This is a genomic window from Pseudodonghicola xiamenensis DSM 18339 (assembly GCF_000429365.1).
GTDB lineage: Bacteria > Pseudomonadota > Alphaproteobacteria > Rhodobacterales > Rhodobacteraceae > Pseudodonghicola > Pseudodonghicola xiamenensis.
In genome coordinates, this window is sequence record NZ_AUBS01000005.1 from 104,701 (window position 1) to 120,156 (window position 15,456).

At 66.0% G+C, this 15,456-nt stretch carries 15 protein-coding genes; 6 read left to right on the forward strand and 9 right to left on the reverse strand.

The genetic code is table 11. The features are described 5' to 3' along the window. Nucleotides 1–116: 116 nt before the first annotated feature. The 5 genes from G455_RS0108020 to G455_RS0108040 all read right to left on the reverse strand — a co-directional run bounded on the left by G455_RS0108020 (nucleotide 117) and on the right by G455_RS0108040 (nucleotide 4,632). Complete coding sequence (locus G455_RS0108020) at nucleotides 117–1,175, reverse strand: HesA/MoeB/ThiF family protein (RefSeq protein ID WP_028093222.1); 1,059 nt, start codon at nucleotides 1,173–1,175, stop codon at nucleotides 117–119. Beyond that, complete coding sequence (gene dut, locus G455_RS0108025; RefSeq protein ID WP_028093223.1) at nucleotides 1,175–1,630, reverse strand: dUTP diphosphatase; 456 nt, start codon at nucleotides 1,628–1,630, stop codon at nucleotides 1,175–1,177. Before dut ends, G455_RS0108020 begins: the two co-directional genes overlap by 1 nt. Before the next feature lie 15 nt (nucleotides 1,631–1,645). Then, on the reverse strand, nucleotides 1,646–2,842 hold the full coding sequence (gene coaBC / locus G455_RS0108030; RefSeq protein WP_028093224.1) for a bifunctional phosphopantothenoylcysteine decarboxylase/phosphopantothenate--cysteine ligase CoaBC: 1,197 nt from the start codon (nucleotides 2,840–2,842) through the stop codon (nucleotides 1,646–1,648). 93 nt (nucleotides 2,843–2,935) lie between these two features. Further along, nucleotides 2,936–3,757 carry a ChaN family lipoprotein gene (locus G455_RS0108035; RefSeq protein ID WP_028093225.1) on the reverse strand — a complete coding sequence of 274 codons (822 nt, stop codon included), beginning with the start codon at nucleotides 3,755–3,757 and terminating at the stop codon, nucleotides 2,936–2,938. Continuing rightward, a complete protein-coding gene (locus G455_RS0108040) occupies nucleotides 3,754–4,632 on the reverse strand; it encodes an RNA polymerase factor sigma-32 (RefSeq protein WP_028093226.1) in 879 nt (292 codons plus the stop codon). Before G455_RS0108040 ends, G455_RS0108035 begins: the two co-directional genes overlap by 4 nt. Before the next feature lie 103 nt (nucleotides 4,633–4,735). On the opposite strand from G455_RS0108040, the gene cobU reads away from it, so the two are divergent. The 4 genes from cobU to G455_RS0108060 all read left to right on the forward strand — a co-directional run bounded on the left by cobU (nucleotide 4,736) and on the right by G455_RS0108060 (nucleotide 8,205). After that, nucleotides 4,736–5,257, forward strand: coding sequence for a bifunctional adenosylcobinamide kinase/adenosylcobinamide-phosphate guanylyltransferase (gene cobU, locus G455_RS0108045; RefSeq protein WP_028093227.1), 522 nt, complete (start codon nucleotides 4,736–4,738; stop codon nucleotides 5,255–5,257). Beyond that, nucleotides 5,254–5,832: a histidine phosphatase family protein gene (locus G455_RS0108050; protein WP_028093228.1), complete on the forward strand. Its 579-nt coding sequence runs from the start codon at nucleotides 5,254–5,256 to the stop codon at nucleotides 5,830–5,832. The genes cobU and G455_RS0108050 overlap by 4 nt, the downstream gene beginning before the upstream one ends. A gap of 59 nt (nucleotides 5,833–5,891) precedes the next feature. Beyond that, entirely contained in the window at nucleotides 5,892–6,578 is a 687-nt protein-coding gene (locus G455_RS0108055) for a glutathione S-transferase (protein ID WP_028093229.1), read from the forward strand. Between the two features lie 112 nt (nucleotides 6,579–6,690). Then, complete coding sequence (locus tag G455_RS0108060; protein WP_028093230.1) at nucleotides 6,691–8,205, forward strand: YifB family Mg chelatase-like AAA ATPase; 1,515 nt, start codon at nucleotides 6,691–6,693, stop codon at nucleotides 8,203–8,205. On the opposite strand, the gene G455_RS0108065 is transcribed toward G455_RS0108060, so the two are convergent. From G455_RS0108065 to rsmI, 4 genes are all read right to left on the reverse strand, one after another. Continuing rightward, the gene (locus G455_RS0108065; protein ID WP_028093231.1) at nucleotides 8,171–9,070 is read right to left on the reverse strand and encodes an alpha/beta hydrolase; all 900 of its coding nucleotides are present in this window, start codon (nucleotides 9,068–9,070) and stop codon (nucleotides 8,171–8,173) included. The two genes, G455_RS0108060 and G455_RS0108065, sit on opposite strands and share 35 nt — an antisense overlap. Further along, on the reverse strand, nucleotides 9,067–10,002 hold the full coding sequence (gene gshB / locus G455_RS0108070; RefSeq protein WP_028093232.1) for a glutathione synthase: 936 nt from the start codon (nucleotides 10,000–10,002) through the stop codon (nucleotides 9,067–9,069). Before gshB ends, G455_RS0108065 begins: the two co-directional genes overlap by 4 nt. Nucleotides 10,003–10,076: 74 nt before the next feature. Continuing rightward, on the reverse strand, nucleotides 10,077–10,445 hold the full coding sequence (locus tag G455_RS0108075) for a YraN family protein (RefSeq protein ID WP_028093233.1): 369 nt from the start codon (nucleotides 10,443–10,445) through the stop codon (nucleotides 10,077–10,079). A gap of 28 nt (nucleotides 10,446–10,473) precedes the next feature. Then, nucleotides 10,474–11,331: a 16S rRNA (cytidine(1402)-2'-O)-methyltransferase gene (gene rsmI / locus G455_RS0108080; RefSeq protein ID WP_028093234.1), complete on the reverse strand. Its 858-nt coding sequence runs from the start codon at nucleotides 11,329–11,331 to the stop codon at nucleotides 10,474–10,476. 87 nt (nucleotides 11,332–11,418) lie between these two features. Between rsmI and G455_RS0108085 the strand changes: the two genes are divergently transcribed. Further along, the gene (locus tag G455_RS0108085; protein WP_028093235.1) at nucleotides 11,419–12,609 is read left to right on the forward strand and encodes a penicillin-binding protein activator; all 1,191 of its coding nucleotides are present in this window, start codon (nucleotides 11,419–11,421) and stop codon (nucleotides 12,607–12,609) included. After that, nucleotides 12,569–15,397, forward strand: coding sequence for a [protein-PII] uridylyltransferase (locus tag G455_RS0108090; protein ID WP_028093236.1), 2,829 nt, complete (start codon nucleotides 12,569–12,571; stop codon nucleotides 15,395–15,397). The genes G455_RS0108085 and G455_RS0108090 overlap by 41 nt, the downstream gene beginning before the upstream one ends. Nucleotides 15,398–15,456 lie beyond the last annotated feature (59 nt).

The window sequence follows — 15,456 nt, forward strand, 5'->3', positions numbered from 1 at the left end:
GCGGCGCCTCCCGGGGTCCAGAGGCCCCGACCGCGCCACGCCGCCTTGCGGCTTTTTCTGGCTTCAAATATCCCCGCCGGAGGTTTGCGCCGCCGCAGGCGGGGCAATCTCTTCGCTCAGGCCCGGTGCAGTCCGCCGCAGATCGGGCAATCGGGGCGCGGTTTCAAACCGATCTTGCGGGTCTCGGAATAGAGGCCATCGTAGATCAGCATCGCCCCCCTGAGCGGCTCACCGCTCTCGGCGATGACCTTGATCGCCTCCATCGCCATCATGGCCCCGATCACCCCGGGCAGGGCCGCGACCACGCCGGCCTCGGCGCAGGAAGGCGCCAGCCCCTCGGCCGGGGCCTCGGGGAAGATGCATTGATAGCAGGGCGCACCATGGGCGGGGTCGAAGACGCTCACCTGCCCTTCCCATTGCGCCAAGGCGCCGGAGATCAGCGGCCGGCGCAGCGCCACGGCGGTACGGTTGGCAAGATAGCGGGTGTCGAAATTGTCGGTACCATCGAGGATCACGTCGTAGTCGGCGAAAAGTTGGGCCGCCGTATCCTCGTCCAACCGGCGATTATAGGGGCGGATGGTGACATGGGAGTTCAAGGCCTCAAGCGCGACCTGGGCCGAGAACACCTTGGCCATGCCCACCCGGGCCTCGGCATGGATGATCTGGCGCTGCAGGTTCGAGGCATCGACGGTATCGCCGTCGATCACCCCGATGGTCCCCACCCCGGCAGCGGCCAGATACATCAGCGCAGGCGAGCCCAGCCCCCCGGCGCCGATCACCAGCACCCGGGCATTCTTCAGCCGCTTCTGCCCTGGACCGCCCAGTTCGCGCAGCACGATATGGCGGGCATAGCGGGTCAGTTCGGCATCGGAAAAGCTGCCCCCGGGTTCCGGCGCGGGAGGCGGCGGCGGCGCCATCTTCTTCGCCCGCCGCTTCAGCGCCGCCACCGCCCCGGCATAGAGCAGCCCGACCAAGGCCACGCCGCCCAGGATCAGCCAAAGCGCCGCGCTCTCGCCAGTGGCCTGGCGCAGCGGATGGCCGCCGGGCAGGGTCAGGTGCAACCCCAGAACCGCGCCATACAGCACCGCGATCCCAGCCCAGCGCAACCGCTGCGGCAGACGCAGTGCCCAGCCGAGCCCCCAGATCGCCGCGCCCAGCGCCAAAACCAGCAGCATCAGCGCCGCCCGGTCGAACCGAAACCGCCGGCTCCACGATCGGTCTCGCTCAGGTCGTCGACCAGGTCGAACCGGGCCTGCACCACCGGTGCCACCACCATCTGGGCGATCCGGTCGCCGTGAGAGATGGTGAAGGCCTCGCTGCCCGCGTTCATCACGATAACCCCCAAGGGCCCGCGATAATCGCTGTCGATGGTGCCGGGCGCATTCGGCAGGGTGATCCCATGCTTCAGCGCCAGGCCGGACCGTGGACGGATCTGCGCCTCATAGCCATTAGGGATCTCGATCCTGAGCCCGGTGGGGATCAGCGCCCGGGCACCGGGCGCCAGCACCACCTCTCCCCGGTCGGAGAAATTGGCACGCAGATCGGCGCCGGCCGAGCCTTCGGTTTCGTAGGCCGGCAGCGCCATGTCCCGGTCGGCGTCTTCATCATAGATCAGGCGGATGGCAACCATGTTCTGTCCTTTCTCTCACTCCGCCAGCGCCGCGGCGATGCGATGGGCCAGACGCCGGGCCACTTCATCCTTGCCCATGCGCGGCCAGCCCTCGGCCCCTTCATCGGTGATCAGGGTGACAGCGTTTTCGCTGCCCCCCATGATGCCGGTCGCGTGGCTCACGTCATTTGCAACGATCCAGTCGCACCCCTTGCGCGCCCTCTTGGCGGTGGCGTGTTCCAGCACATTGTCGGTCTCGGCCGCGAAGCCCACCACCAGCCCGGGGCGGCCCTCGGCCATCCGTGACACGGTCTTGAGGATATCGGGGTTCTCGGCGAATTCGAGCACCGGCAGGCCATCGCGGCTTTTCTTCAACTTGGTGTCCGCCTCGCTCGCCACCCGCCAATCGGCGACGGCGGCGACGAAAACCCCGGCATCGGCGGGCAGCGCCGATTGCACCGCCGCCAACATCTGCCGCGCGGTCTCAACCCGGATCAGCTCGACCCCCTCGGGCGGCGGCACCTCGGCGGGGCCGGTCACAAAGACCACATGGGCGCCCAGCCCGACCAGCGCCGAAGCGATCGCCCTGCCCTGCGCGCCGGAGGAGCGATTGGCGATATAGCGCACCGGGTCGATCGGTTCGTGCGTGGGGCCCGAGGTCACCAGAATGCGCTTACCGCTCAGTGGTCCCTCACGAAAGCGCATCTCGATGCCGGCGAGGATCTCCATCGGCTCGGCCATCCGCCCGGGCCCGAATTCGCCACAGGCCATGGAGCCCTCGTTGGGGCCGACAAAGCCGATCCCGTCGGCCTTGAGCTGCGCCACATTGCGTCGGGTCGCCGGGTGATCCCACATCCGCACATTCATCGCCGGCGCCAGGAGTACCGGCGTGTCGGTCGCCAGCAGCAGGGTCGAGGCCAGATCATTCGCCAGCCCGTTCGCCATCTTCGCCATCAGATCGGCGGTGGCCGGCGCCACCACGATCAGATCGGCGCTGCGAGACAGCTGGATATGCCCCATCTCGGCCTCTTCGGTCAGATCGAACAGCTCCTGATAGACCTTGTGCCCGGCCAGGGCTGCCAGCGACAAGGGCGTCACGAATTCCGCCCCCGACGCCGTCAGCAGCGGCACCACCTCGGCCCCGCGTTCGCGCAGGCGGCGGATCAGCTCCAGCGATTTGAAGGCGGCAATTCCGCCTCCGACGATCAGCAGAATACGCTTTCCGGCCAGCATGTTTTCTCAGCTCTCCTCATCGCCGGCACAGGCCCGGCCTTTGCCCGGACCCTAGGCAAGCGCCGCCGGAATCGCCAGCGCAGAATGCGGCTATCAGGATTTGGTGAAGACGGCGCAGGGATCGGGGCGGTCGACGGCGGGGCTGTCCACGACCGCATCGAAGCTGCCCTCGATCCGCCCGGCCTCGGCCTGCCCCAGCGCGAAGACCTTTGTTTCGGGCGCCGCGCGCAACAGGTAAAGCGGCACGCCGCGATCGCGGCGGGCATGGCCATTGCCGCTGATCACCACAACCGGCCCGCCAGTTTCCGCCAGGGCCTGCAGGGCGGTACGCGCCAGGGTGGCATCGCGCAGCCGCTGGATATCGACCATCAGCCCCAGCTTGTCCGCCGGCATGGCACCGCAATGGGCCGCCTGTTGGTCGGCCTCGCGCGCGGCCTGCTCGTCCGCCGGCAACGGCAGCGCCAGACCAAAGCGCCCGGTCTCGGGCCCAAAGGCGGCAACGGCCCCCTCGGCGATCACCTGTCCCAACGCCTGACGCGGGATCAGGGCGCCATAATGGCGGGCCTCACCGACGGACCGAAACACCGGCAGATAATCGGCCAAGGGCGGCCAGCCGCTGGTGGCCCAGCCGGTCAAGCGCTCCAAGGCCTCAGGATCGGCAATCACCGCAGGGTCAACCGTTGCGGCGATATCAGCAGTCATCATTTCCCAGACCAGCGCCTTGGGACGGATCACCGCAACGGCCTCCGCCTGGATCTGGTGATGCGCAGGATTGTCGTGCAGTTCGCCCAGGAACACCACATCTGCGGCGCGCATCGCCGCAAGGGCGTCCGCCGGCATCTGGTCGGACAGCGAGGCCCCCCACAGCGGGGTGGCGGAAAGGATCAGGGCGAAGGCCCCCAGAAGCTTCCTCATAGCAAGAAGTTCTGCACCTCTTCGGACTGCGCCTCAAGGCTCTTGCGCATCTTCTGGAAGGCTGCGGCCTCAAGCTGACGCACCCGTTCCTTCGACAGACCCAATTCCTCGCCCAGGCTTTCCAGCGTGCGCGGCGGGTCGCGCAGCTTGCGTTCGCGGATAATCAGTTGCTCCCGCGGCTTCAGCGTCTTCATCGCCACCATCAGCCATTGCCGCAACTGTTCGGTATCGTGATGCTCTTCCACGATCTCGGCGCTTTGCGCCGCCTCGTCCTCGAGCGTGTCGATCCATTCGCGCCCATCCTCATCCGCCGCCTGCACCGCGTTCAGCGAGAAATCGCTGCCCGACAGCCGGCCATCCATCATCTCGACATCCCTGAGCGGCACACCGATTTCCGAGGCGATCATCTGGTGCAGCTGGTGGCGGTCCAGCGCTGCCCCCTCGGCGTTGGCCTCGCGTTCAAGCTTGGCCTGGACCCGGCGCATGTTGAAGAACAGCGATTTCTGGGATGAGGTCGACCCGGTGCGCACCATCGACCAGTTGCGCATCACGTAATCCTGGATCGAGGCCTTGATCCACCAGACCGCATAGGTCGAAAACCGCACACCGCGATCTGGATCGAACTTGTCGGCGGCCTTCATCAGGCCCAGCCCGGCCTCCTGGATCAGATCATTCAGCGGCGCCCCGTAGCGGCGATATTTCGACGCCATTGAGATCGCCAGCCGCATATAGGCGGTAATCAGACGATGCAGCGCGGCCTCGTCGCGCTGATCGCGCCAAGCGCGGGCCAGCGCCAATTCGGTTTCGGCATCCAGAAGCTCGGCCTTTCTGGCCTGGCGGGATATCGAGGTGTCTTCGGTCAGATCAAGTGCCATGTCGTCCCCCTTCCCTTTCCGGTCTGTGGCGGCGCATCTTGTCTTGGGCCCTAATCCTGATACCCCTGCCCGGGGACCGGTAGGGCAGACACGAGGAAAAAACATGTTTCCCGGACTTACATTTATACTCGGAGGCGCCGCTTCCGGCAAATCGGAATTTGCCGAAGGGCTGGCCGAAAGCTCCGGCCTGGCAAAGCACTATCTTGCCACCTCCGAGGCCTCGGACCGCGAGATGGACGAGAAAATAGAACGACATAAGGCCCGGCGCGGCCCCGATTGGGTCACCCATGAAGCGCCCCTGGATGTCGAACCCGTGCTTGCCGGACTCCATCACGATTGCGTGTGCCTGTTCGACTGCGCCACGCTTTGGCTCGGCAATCAGATGATGGCGGACCGCGATCTCGCAGACCGCCAGACCCAGCTGATCGCCGTACTGGCCGCCTGCCGGGCGCCAGTGATCGTGGTGTCGAACGAATTGGGTCAGGGCATCGTGCCGGCCGATCCGATGACCCGCCGCTTCCGCGAAGCGCAGGGCCGGTTGAACATCGCCCTGGCGCGCGAAGCCGACCTGGCGGTGCAGGTGGTGGCCGGGCTACCGCTGGTGCTGAAAGGACATCTGCCATGACCCGGCTGTATCTGGTTCGTCACGGACCGACCCACGCGAAGTCCATGGTCGGCTGGTCCGACCTGCCCGCCGATCTTTCCGACACCGCCGCGCTCGCCCGCCTTTCGGCCGCCCTGCCCGGCGATGCGACGGTAATCTCCTCCGACCTCGTGCGCGCGGTCGCCACCGCCGACGCGATCCAGGGGGCCCGTCCCCGGCTGCCGCACGATGCCGGCCTGCGAGAAATGAACTTCGGCGCCTGGGAACTGCGCCGCTTCAAGGAGATCGAAGCCGAAGATCCCGCCCGCATCCGCGCCTTCTGGGAAACTCCCGGCAAGGTGCGCCCGCCACAGGGAGAGAGCTGGGACGATCTGCGTGCCCGCGCCGATGCCGCCATCGACACGTTGGTCGCCCGCCACCCCGGCATCGATCTGGTGGTGGTGGCACATTTCGGCCTGATCCTCAGCCAGTACCAACGCGCACTCGGCCTCTCAGCCACCGAAGCCTTCGGCCAGAAAATCGACAACCTGTCTCTGACCGAACTCCACCGCGAGGGCGCGGGCTGGCGGTTGGGCCGGATCAATCACTGCCCGTGACGAGGATCGTCACGAAATGTCGTTTCCCCTCAGCGCCATGGCCGGTCTAGGCTCCCCCCATGACCTATGATCTTTATATCGCCGACCGGAGCTTTTCGAGCTGGTCGCTGCGCGGCTGGCTGATGCTCGAGAAATTCGGCCTCCCCTGCCGCCTCCATATGGTGGGCCTCTATTCGGGAACCATGGCCCAGGATCTGGCCGACATCGCGCCGGCCCGGCTGGTGCCGGTGCTGCGCACGCCCGAGGGCACGGTGGTGGGCGAAAGCCTCGCCATCGCCGAGACGCTGGCCGAACGTCACCCGGACGCCGGCCTCTGGCCCGCCGACCCGGCCCAGCGCGCCACCGCCCGCTGGCTGGCTGCCGAAATGGCCACCGGCTTCGCCGCATTGCGCGGCGCCTGCCCGATGCAGCTTCTGCGCGTCTACCGGGGGTTCGAGCCGTCCAAAGCGGTGCGGAGCGATCTCGCCCGGCTGGAAACCCTCTGGGCCCATGCCCGTACCCTCTCCGCCACGACCGAGGGCTGGCTTTTCGGCGACTATAGCTTGGCCGATGTCTTCTACACTCCGGTCGCCGCCCGCATCATCGGCTATGACCTGCCGGTCAGCGACGCCGCCCGCAGCTATGCGCTGGCCCTGCTCGGCGATCCTTCGGTGCGTGTTTGGCGGGCCGAGGGCCTCAAGGTCTCCTACGATCCCGAACCCTATGGCTGCGATCTGCCTGCCACCGACTGGCCGATCCCGGCCTGATCCCTCCCCCTGCCCAAATACACACTTTCCGACGGCGCCCCTCGTGGCGCCGTTAACAATTTGGAAACCACCCCCCGCTAGCGATAGAGACCCAGAAACGCAGGATGTCCGCATGGTCTCACGCGCCTATACCGTCGCCTTCCAGGGGGTCGAGGCCCGGCTGGTCGAGGTGCAATGCGCCGTCACCGCCGGCATGCCCGGCTTCGCCATCGTCGGCCTGCCCGACAAAGCGGTCTCCGAGGCGCGCGACCGGGTGCGCAGCGCCCTGAGCGCGCTGTCCATCGCGCTGCCTGCCAAGCGGATCACCGTCAACCTCTCCCCCGCCGATCTGCCGAAAGAGGGCAGCCATTTCGACCTGCCGATCGCGGTGGCTCTACTGGCGGCGATCGGCATCATCCCGGACGACGCCGCAGAAACCGCTGTGGCATTGGGGGAGCTGTCGCTCGACGGCCGACTGGTCGCGGTGCCCGGCGCCCTGCCTGCAGCGATGACCGCCGCAGAAGAAGACCGCAGCCTGATCTGCCCCGCCCCCTGCGGGCCAGAAGCCGCCTGGGTCGGCCATTGCCAGGTGATCGGCGCCGAGGATCTGGGCGCGGTGATCCGCCACGCCACAGGCCAGGCGGCGATCCCCCCCGCCAGCCCCGGAGAGGTGACCGCACCACCCACGGATCGTGACCTGAGCGAGGTCAAGGGCCAGGAACGCGCCAAGCGCGCGCTGGAGATCGCCGCCGCCGGGCGCCATCACCTGATGTTGGTGGGCACGCCCGGGTCGGGCAAATCCATGCTGGCCGCCCGGCTGCCCGGCCTGCTGCCACCGCTCTCCCCCCCCGAAGCGCTGGAAACCTCGATGATCCAATCGCTCTGCGGCGTGCTGGAAGAGGGCGGCATCAGCCGGACCCGGCCCTTTCGCGAACCGCATCACACCGCGTCGATGGCAGCGATCGTCGGCGGCGGCCGCAGCGCCCGACCGGGGGAAATCAGCCTGGCCCATAACGGCGTCCTCTTCATGGACGAATTCCCCGAATTCTCCCGCACCGTGCTGGAAACCCTGCGCCAGCCGATCGAGACCGGCGAGGTCATGGTCGCCCGCGCCAATGCCCATGTCACCTATCCCTGCCGCTTCCTGCTGGTGGCCGCTGCCAACCCCTGCAAATGCGGCTATCTCTCCGACCCCTCCCGCGCCTGCGCCCGGGTTCCACAATGTGGCGCCGACTACCTCGGCCGGATCTCGGGACCGTTGATGGACCGGTTCGATCTGCGGGTGGAGGTGCCCCCGGTAGCCTTTACCGATCTCGACCTGCCCGCCGATGGCGAACGCTCCGAAACCATCGCGGGGCGGGTGGCCAAGGCCCGTGCCCGGCAGGCTGCACGCTTCGACGGCCACGCCACCGCCCGGCAGAACGCCGATGCCGAAGGCCGCCTGCTCGAGCAGATCGCCACCCCCGATACCGAGGGGCGCGAATTGCTGATCAAGGCCGCCGAACGCTTCGGCTTCTCTGCCCGCGGCTATCACCGCATCCTCAGGGTGGCGCGCACCATCGCCGATCTCGACGGATCAAAGGCGGTGCGCCGGCCGCATCTGGCCGAAGCGCTCAGCTTTCGACTGACGGCGCAACTGCCGTCCTGATCCAGCCGGCCAGATCGCGCAGGGTCCGATCCGCCTCGGGTAGCCAGCGCCAGGAAAATGGCCAGACATGCGGCAGGTCGCCGGCGATGATTTCCTCCACCGGCACCCCCTGCTGACGGAGCAGTTCGGCCATCCGCCGGGTATCGTCCAGCAAAATCTCGGTCCGTCCTGCAGTCAGCCAGACCGGTCCGGCACCGGTGAAATCAGCAAACAGCGGCGAGGCGCGCGGATCACGCGGATCGGCGCCCTGCAGATAGATCGTGGCCAAATCCCGGGTGCGCGCCGCCGGCAGCATCACATCCCTGACCGCGTTGGAAAGGATGCTCTCCCCGGAAAAGGTAAGATCGGTCACTGGCGAAAAGGCAAAGCTGGCCGCCGGTTGTGGCGCCCCCCGGGAACAGAGATCGCCCAGCAAAGACAACGCCAGCCCACCGCCGGCACTGTCGCCGCCGATCACAATCCGCTCGGCCGCCACACCTCGCGCCAGCAAGCTCTCGTAAGCGGCGCGTGCATCCACAAGCGCCGCCGGAAACGGCCCCTCGGGCGCCAGCCGATAACGCGGCAGGACCACCGGCATCCCAGCCAATTGCGCCAACCGCGCCACCAGCCCCTTGTGGGTCTCCGGCGCGCCGAAGACAAAGGCGCCGCCATGGAAATAAAGGATCACCGGCCCCCGCCCCGGCGCGCCACCGACCCAGAGCCCGCCGGGCACCGCCGTCACCGGCACCGAGCGCGGAACCGGGAAAAACAAACGCGCCCGGCCAAGAAACCGGGCGCGCATCGCCTCAGGGTCCGAGGCGCGCGACAGATAGGGCTTTTCCGTCAACCGCAGCAGGCGATTGAAGACGGCGCCCTGCCAGCTCATCCCACTTTGGCTTCGATCGCCTGCCAGATCTTCTCGGCAGCATTGGTGCCGTCGAACCGTTCCAGTTCCTGAATGCCGGTGGGCGAGGTCACGTTGATCTCGGTCAGGTAATCGCCGATCACGTCGATGCCGACGAAGACCTGGCCCTTCTCCTTCAGAAGCGGCCCGATGGCGGCGCAGATCTCCAGATCGCGCGCAGTCAGGCCGATTTTTTCGGGCCGCCCGCCCACATGCATGTTCGACCGCGTTTCCCCAGCGGCCGGCACCCGGTTGATCGCGCCAACGGCCTCGCCATCAACCAGGATCACCCGCTTGTCACCGTTGCGCACGTCGGGCAGATATTTCTGCACAATCAGCGGCTCGCGCGAGAAGCCGGTGAAAAGCTCGTGCAGCGAGGCGAGGTTGCGGTCGTTCTCGTCCAGCCGGAACACCCCGGCGCCGCCGTTGCCGTAAAGCGGCTTGAGGATGATATCGCCGTGCTTTTCCTTGAAGGCACGGATGGTGCGCAGATCGCGGGCAATCGCGGTCGGCGGCGTCAGCTCGGGGAAATTCAGGACCAGGAGCTTCTCAGGATAATTCCGCACCCAGAACGGATCGTTGACCACCAGCGTCTGGCCCTTCAGCCGATCAAGCAGATGGGTCGAGGTGATGTAATGCATATCGAAGGGCGGGTCCTGACGCAGCCAGACCACATCGTAATCGGCCAGATCGACCTCGCGCTCCTCGCCGAGGATCGCCGGCGTCCCGGCCACCCGCTGCACCGTGAAATCCTGACCCCGTGCCGTGATCCGCCCTTCCTGATAAGCCAGTTGGTCGGGGCCGTAATAAAACAGCTCGTGCCCCCGCTTCTGCGCCTCTTCGGCCAGCCGGAAGGTGCTGTCGGCATTGATGTTCACGTCCCCGATCGGGTCCATCTGAAAGGCGATCTTCATGGCGCTTCCCCTCTGTCGGCTGCAGGGGATACATGGCGCAGCCGCGCCAGGGGATCAATGGGGATCAATCAGGTTCAGGCCGTAAAGGCGTTTTCGACGATCTCAAAGGCGCCTTGCCCGTCCACCAGCGCCACATCAAACCGCGCCTCGGTCAACAGACCGGCGGGTTCATTGCCAAGGAATTCATTCGCCGCATCATACAAACGCGCCATCTGTCGCGTCCCGAGATAGCCGGCCGCCGTGGCGAAATCGCGGGCCGATTTCACTTCGATGAAAATCACCGCATCCCCCAAGCGCGCGATCAGGTCGATCTCACCGCCCTCACCGCGCCAGCGCCGGCGGGCGATGGTAAAGCCGCGGCGTTCGTAATCCTGGGCGATACGCGCCTCGGCAGCCTCTCCGGCCAGATACGCCCGCAGGCCCCGGTCACGCCGATTCGCCATCCGCCTTGTCCCGAAGCCCGCCATCCCCTTACCCTTTCGACAATTGTAACGCCAATTGGTACACTTCACGCCGCTTCTGCCCGTGCATCCTGGCCACCAGATCAGCAGCATCCCGCACGCTGTGGTCCTGCAGCGCGGCACGCAGGTCCGACTCTATGTCAGAAGCGTTAACGGGCTCTGAATGGCTGCGGTCCACCAGGATGACGATCTCGCCCCGCGGCGGGTCCGAGCGGGCGCCCTCAGCCAGTTCGGCCAGGGAGCCGCGGCGGATTTCCTCGAATTTCTTGGTCAGTTCACGGCAGACTGCGGCGGAGCGTTCCTCCCCCAGCACCTCGGCGATATCGGCAAGGCTTGCCTCGATCCGTTTCGGCGATTCGTAAAAGATCAGCGTTCCGGGAATGTCCCGCAGCGCCTCCAGCCGGGTCCGGCGCGCGCCCTTGGCGTTGGGCAGGAAACCCGCAAAGAAGAACGCATCGGTGGGCAGGCCGGCCAGCGTCAGTGCCGCCAGTGCGGCCGATGGCCCCGGCGCCACCGTCACGGCAAAGCCCGCCTCGGCTGCCGCACGCCCGAGATCATAGCCCGGATCGGCGATCAGCGGCATGCCGGCCTCGGAGGCATAGGCGACCGAATGCCCCTCTCGCAGCGCCTCGATCAGATGCGCGCGGGCCGCCGGGCCGCTGTGATCGTGATAGGCGAAGATGCGCCGCCCCTCCAGCGGCACGCCATGGATCTCCATCAGCCGGCGCAGGCTGCGGGTGTCCTCGGCCGCGATGACATCCGCCGAGGCGAGGATATCAAGCGCCCTGAGCGTGATGTCGCGCGCCGTTCCGATCGGGGTGGCGAGGAAATAGAGCCCGGGGGCCAAACTGACCTTTTGGTGATTCAACGCTGGACCCGACCTTTCTGACGTCTATTATCCGGAACTGATTTACATGCGGTCCCGCCGCTGCCGGATTCAGGAGTTCATTAGGACATGTTTGCCCGTTTCGCCACCGCCCGCAAGGCAGTGACAAGGATTGTCGCCACGAGGTTCCTTGCCCTTGCCGCATTGGTGCTGGTCGCCGCCTGCGATACGTCCATGATCGACTCTCTCGGCCCGACCATCAACACCAGCAAACCGGTGCCGGTGGCGCTTCTGGTTCCCAAGGGATCGGGACAAAGTGGCGACGCCATCCTGGCGCAGAGCCTTGAAAACGCGGCCCGTCTGGCGATCGCCGATCTGCAGAACGTGCAAATCGACCTGCGGGTTTACGACACCAAGGGCAATGCCGCCACCGCGGCCTCCGTGGCCACGCAGGCCGTGAATGACGGCGCCCAGATCATCCTCGGACCGGTCTATGCCGAGGCCGCGAATGCCGCCGGGCTGGCCGTGGCGTCGCGCCAGATCAACGTGCTGTCCTTTTCCAACAATGCCTCGATCGCCGGCGGCAATGTCTTCGTGCTGGGGCCGACCTTCCTGAACACCGCCAAGCGGCTGTCGACCTATGCTGCCCGCCACGGCAAGAGCAACGTGGTCATCGTCCATTCCACCGATGTCGCGGGACAGCTTGGCCGCGATGCAATCCAGCAGGCCCTGGCGCAGGCCGGCCTGCGCGATGCCGGCAGCGTCAGCCACCAGCTGTCTCAACAGGGGGTGATCGCCTCGATCCCCACCATCCGCGAGACCGTCACCACCAGCGGCGCCGATGCGATCTTCCTGACCGCGACCACGGCGGGCGCGCTGCCTCTGTTCTCGCAGCTTCTGCCCGAGGCCGGGGTTTCGCCCGCGACGGTGCAATACATCGGCCTGACCCGTTGGGACATCCCGGCCCAGACACTGGAGTTGCCCGGCGTGCAAGGCGGCTGGTTCGCCATGCCCGACCCGGTGCTGTCGGATCAATTCCGCAGCCGCTATGCGATGACATACGGCGGACTTCCCCATCCTATCGGCGGGCTGGCTTATGACGGTATCGCCGCGATCGGCGCCCTTGTCGGCGCCGGCAAGTCGAACGCGCTGACCGGTGCGGCGCTGACCCAGAACGCCGGTTTCAAGGGCGTCGGCGGCATCTTCCGCCTGCGCCCGGACGGCACCAACGAACGTGGTCTTGCCGTGGCCACGATCCAGAACAAACAGGTGGTTGTGATTGACCCGGCTCCCGCAAGCTTCTCTGGCGCCGGTTTCTGAACCGGCCTCTCCCGCCCTGCCTGCACCAGACCCGAACGGCCTGCTGATCTGCGATCCGCAGGCCGTCTTCGACCTGAACGCAGTTCGGGCCCGCATCGACGCCGCTGCCCGCGACGCGCAAGACACCGCCGCAGTGAGAGCCGAGGCGCTTTCTATCCTGCGCGCAGCCAAGGATCAGGGTCGCGCGGCGATTGCGGCGGCCTTCGTCGCCCATCCCTTCGCCGCGCGCCCACTGACCCGCTCCTATACCTTTCTGACCGACGGCCTGGTCACCACCGCACTCTATGTCGCGATCACCTATCTGCACCCCAGCGCCACGCCGCGATCGGCAGAACCTATCGCGGTGATCGCCGTCGGCGGCTATGGTCGGGGCGAAATGGCGCCCTACTCCGACGTCGACCTGCTGTTCCTCACGCCTCACAAGATCACCTCCTGGGCGGAAAATGTGATCGAGGCAATGCTCTACATGCTGTGGGATCTGAAGCTGAAGGTCGGCCACGCCAGCCGGACCATCCGCGATTGCGTCAGGCTGGGGCATGACGACTTCACCATCCGCACGGCGCTGCTGGAGCATCGGTTCCTGGACGGCGACGAAAGCCTGGCGACAGAGTTCAGCAAGACCCTCAAACAGGAACTGTTCTCGGATGGCGCCCGTGCTTTCATCGAGGCGAAATTGTCCGAACGCGAGGCGCGCCACCGCAAGCAGGGCGAACGCTATGTGGTGGAGCCCAACGTGAAAGAGGGCAAGGGCGGGTTGCGTGACCTGCAATCGCTGTTCTGGATCGCCAAGTATATCCACGGGGTCGAGGACGCGGCCGAACTGGTGCCTCTTGGCGTGTTCCGCCCCGATGAATTCGCCCGCTTCGTGCAGGCAGAGGATTTCCTCTGGGCGGTGCGATCGCATATGCACCTGCTGACCGGACGCGCGACCGAGCAGCTTACCTTCGATCTGCAGGTCGAGGTGGCAGAGCGCATGGGCTATCGCGACCGCGCCGGCCGGCGCGGCGTGGAAATCTTCATGCAGCGCTATTTCCGCGAAGCCACCGCGGTGGGCGATCTGACCCGGATTTTCCTGACCAAACTGGAAGCGATCCACCTGAAAAGCGAACCGCTGCTGGAACGCATCTTCCGGCGCCGCCCGAAAGTGCGGGCCGGCTACAAGGTGATCAACAATCGGCTCGCCATCGTCGATCCCACGGCCTTTCTGTCGGACAAGTTGAACCTGCTGCGCCTGTTCGAGGAAGGGCTGCGCACCGGCATGCTGATCCACCCCGACGCGATGCGGCTGGTGACGGCGAATCTCGATCTGATCGACGACGAGATGCGCAACAACAAGGAAGCGCAACGTATCTTTCTGGATCTGCTGCTGAAGCATGGCAATCCGGAACGGGCGCTACGGCGAATGAACGAGTTGGGGGTGCTGGCCGCCTTCATCCCGGAATTCGAACCCATCGTGGCGATGATGCAGTTCAACATGTATCACAGCTACACCGTCGACGAACATATCATCCAATGCATTGCCCAGCTCGCCAAACTGGAGAAGGGCGAGTTGCAGGATGCGCTGCCGACCTCGACCACCATCCTCAAGCGCGGGGTGAACCGGCGCATCCTCTACGTGGCCCTGCTGCTGCACGATATCGCCAAGGGCCGGCCCGAGGATCATTCGATCCTCGGCGCCAAGATCGCTCGTCAGGTGGCGCCACGGCTGGGGCTGAACAAATCGGAATCCGAAACCGTCGAATGGTTGGTGCGCTATCACCTGCTGATGTCCGACCTGGCACAGAAGCGCGATATCTCGGACCCGCGCACAGTGCGTGATTTCGCTAAGGCGGTGCAGACGGTCAAGCGGCTGGAGCTTCTGACCGTGCTCACCGTCTGCGACATCCGCGGCGTCGGCCCCTCGACCTGGAACAACTGGAAGGCGGCGCTGATCCGGACGCTGCACAATCAGACCAGCCATGCGCTGCAAGGCGGCATGGAGGCATTGACCCGCGAAAACCGTGGCGCCGAGGCCAAGCGCGCCCTGCGCGCCGCCCTTCCCGACTGGCCCAAGGCACAACTCAAGGCTGAAACCGCGCGCCATTATGCCCCCTATTGGCAGGGGCTGCATGTCTCTGCCCATGTGGATTTCGCCGAAATGCTGCACGAGTTGGAGAGCAAGGGCGATCCCGCCGAGATCGTGATCCGGCTGTATCCGGATGAAGACCGCGATGCCACCCGGGCCAGCTTTGTCATGGGCGACCACCCGGGGATCTTCGCCCGCATCGCCGGCGCGCTGGCGCTGGTCGGGGCCAATGTGGTGGATGCGCGCAGCTACACCACCAAGGACGGTTATATCACCGATGCCTTCTGGATCCAGGATGTGGAAGGGCGCCCCTATGAGGTAAGCCGACTGCCCAGGCTGAGCCAGATGATCCACAAGACCCTGAAGGGCGAGGTTCTGACAGCCGATGCGCTGAAGTCCCGCGACAAGATCAAGAAGCGGGAAAAGGCCTTCAACGTGCCCACCCATGTCACTTTCGACAACGAAGGGTCGGACATCTACACGATCATCGAGGTCGAGACCCGCGACCGTCCGGGGCTGCTTTTCGATCTGGCCCGTGCGCTGGCCTCGGCCAACGTCTATGTCGCCAATGCGGTGATCGCCACCTATGGCGAGCAGGTGGTGGACAGCTTTTATGTCAAGGACATGTTCGGGCTGAAATATCACTCGCAATCGAAGCAGAAGTCGCTTGAGGCCAAGCTCAGGCAGGCGATCATCGAGGGGGCGGAACGCGCCGACGGCTGATGCGCCCCCTTCCCCCGGCACATCGCCACGGATAAAGCTGCGACACAGCAGAAGACAGC

Coding starts and splice junctions, on each gene's coding strand:
- G455_RS0108020 (WP_028093222.1), bottom strand. CDS start 1,175: ATGCTGCTGGTTTTGGCGCTGGGCGCGGCGATCTGGGGGCTCGGCTGG.
- dut (WP_028093223.1), bottom strand. CDS start 1,630: ATGGTTGCCATCCGCCTGATCTATGATGAAGACGCCGACCGGGACATG.
- coaBC (WP_028093224.1), bottom strand. CDS start 2,842: ATGCTGGCCGGAAAGCGTATTCTGCTGATCGTCGGAGGCGGAATTGCC.
- G455_RS0108035 (WP_028093225.1), bottom strand. CDS start 3,757: ATGAGGAAGCTTCTGGGGGCCTTCGCCCTGATCCTTTCCGCCACCCCG.
- G455_RS0108040 (WP_028093226.1), bottom strand. CDS start 4,632: ATGGCACTTGATCTGACCGAAGACACCTCGATATCCCGCCAGGCCAGA.
- cobU (WP_028093227.1), top strand. CDS start 4,736: ATGTTTCCCGGACTTACATTTATACTCGGAGGCGCCGCTTCCGGCAAA.
- G455_RS0108050 (WP_028093228.1), top strand. CDS start 5,254: ATGACCCGGCTGTATCTGGTTCGTCACGGACCGACCCACGCGAAGTCC.
- G455_RS0108055 (WP_028093229.1), top strand. CDS start 5,892: ATGACCTATGATCTTTATATCGCCGACCGGAGCTTTTCGAGCTGGTCG.
- G455_RS0108060 (WP_028093230.1), top strand. CDS start 6,691: ATGGTCTCACGCGCCTATACCGTCGCCTTCCAGGGGGTCGAGGCCCGG.
- G455_RS0108065 (WP_028093231.1), bottom strand. CDS start 9,070: ATGAGCTGGCAGGGCGCCGTCTTCAATCGCCTGCTGCGGTTGACGGAA.
- gshB (WP_028093232.1), bottom strand. CDS start 10,002: ATGAAGATCGCCTTTCAGATGGACCCGATCGGGGACGTGAACATCAAT.
- G455_RS0108075 (WP_028093233.1), bottom strand. CDS start 10,445: ATGGCGAATCGGCGTGACCGGGGCCTGCGGGCGTATCTGGCCGGAGAG.
- G455_RS0108085 (WP_028093235.1), top strand. CDS start 11,419: ATGTTTGCCCGTTTCGCCACCGCCCGCAAGGCAGTGACAAGGATTGTC.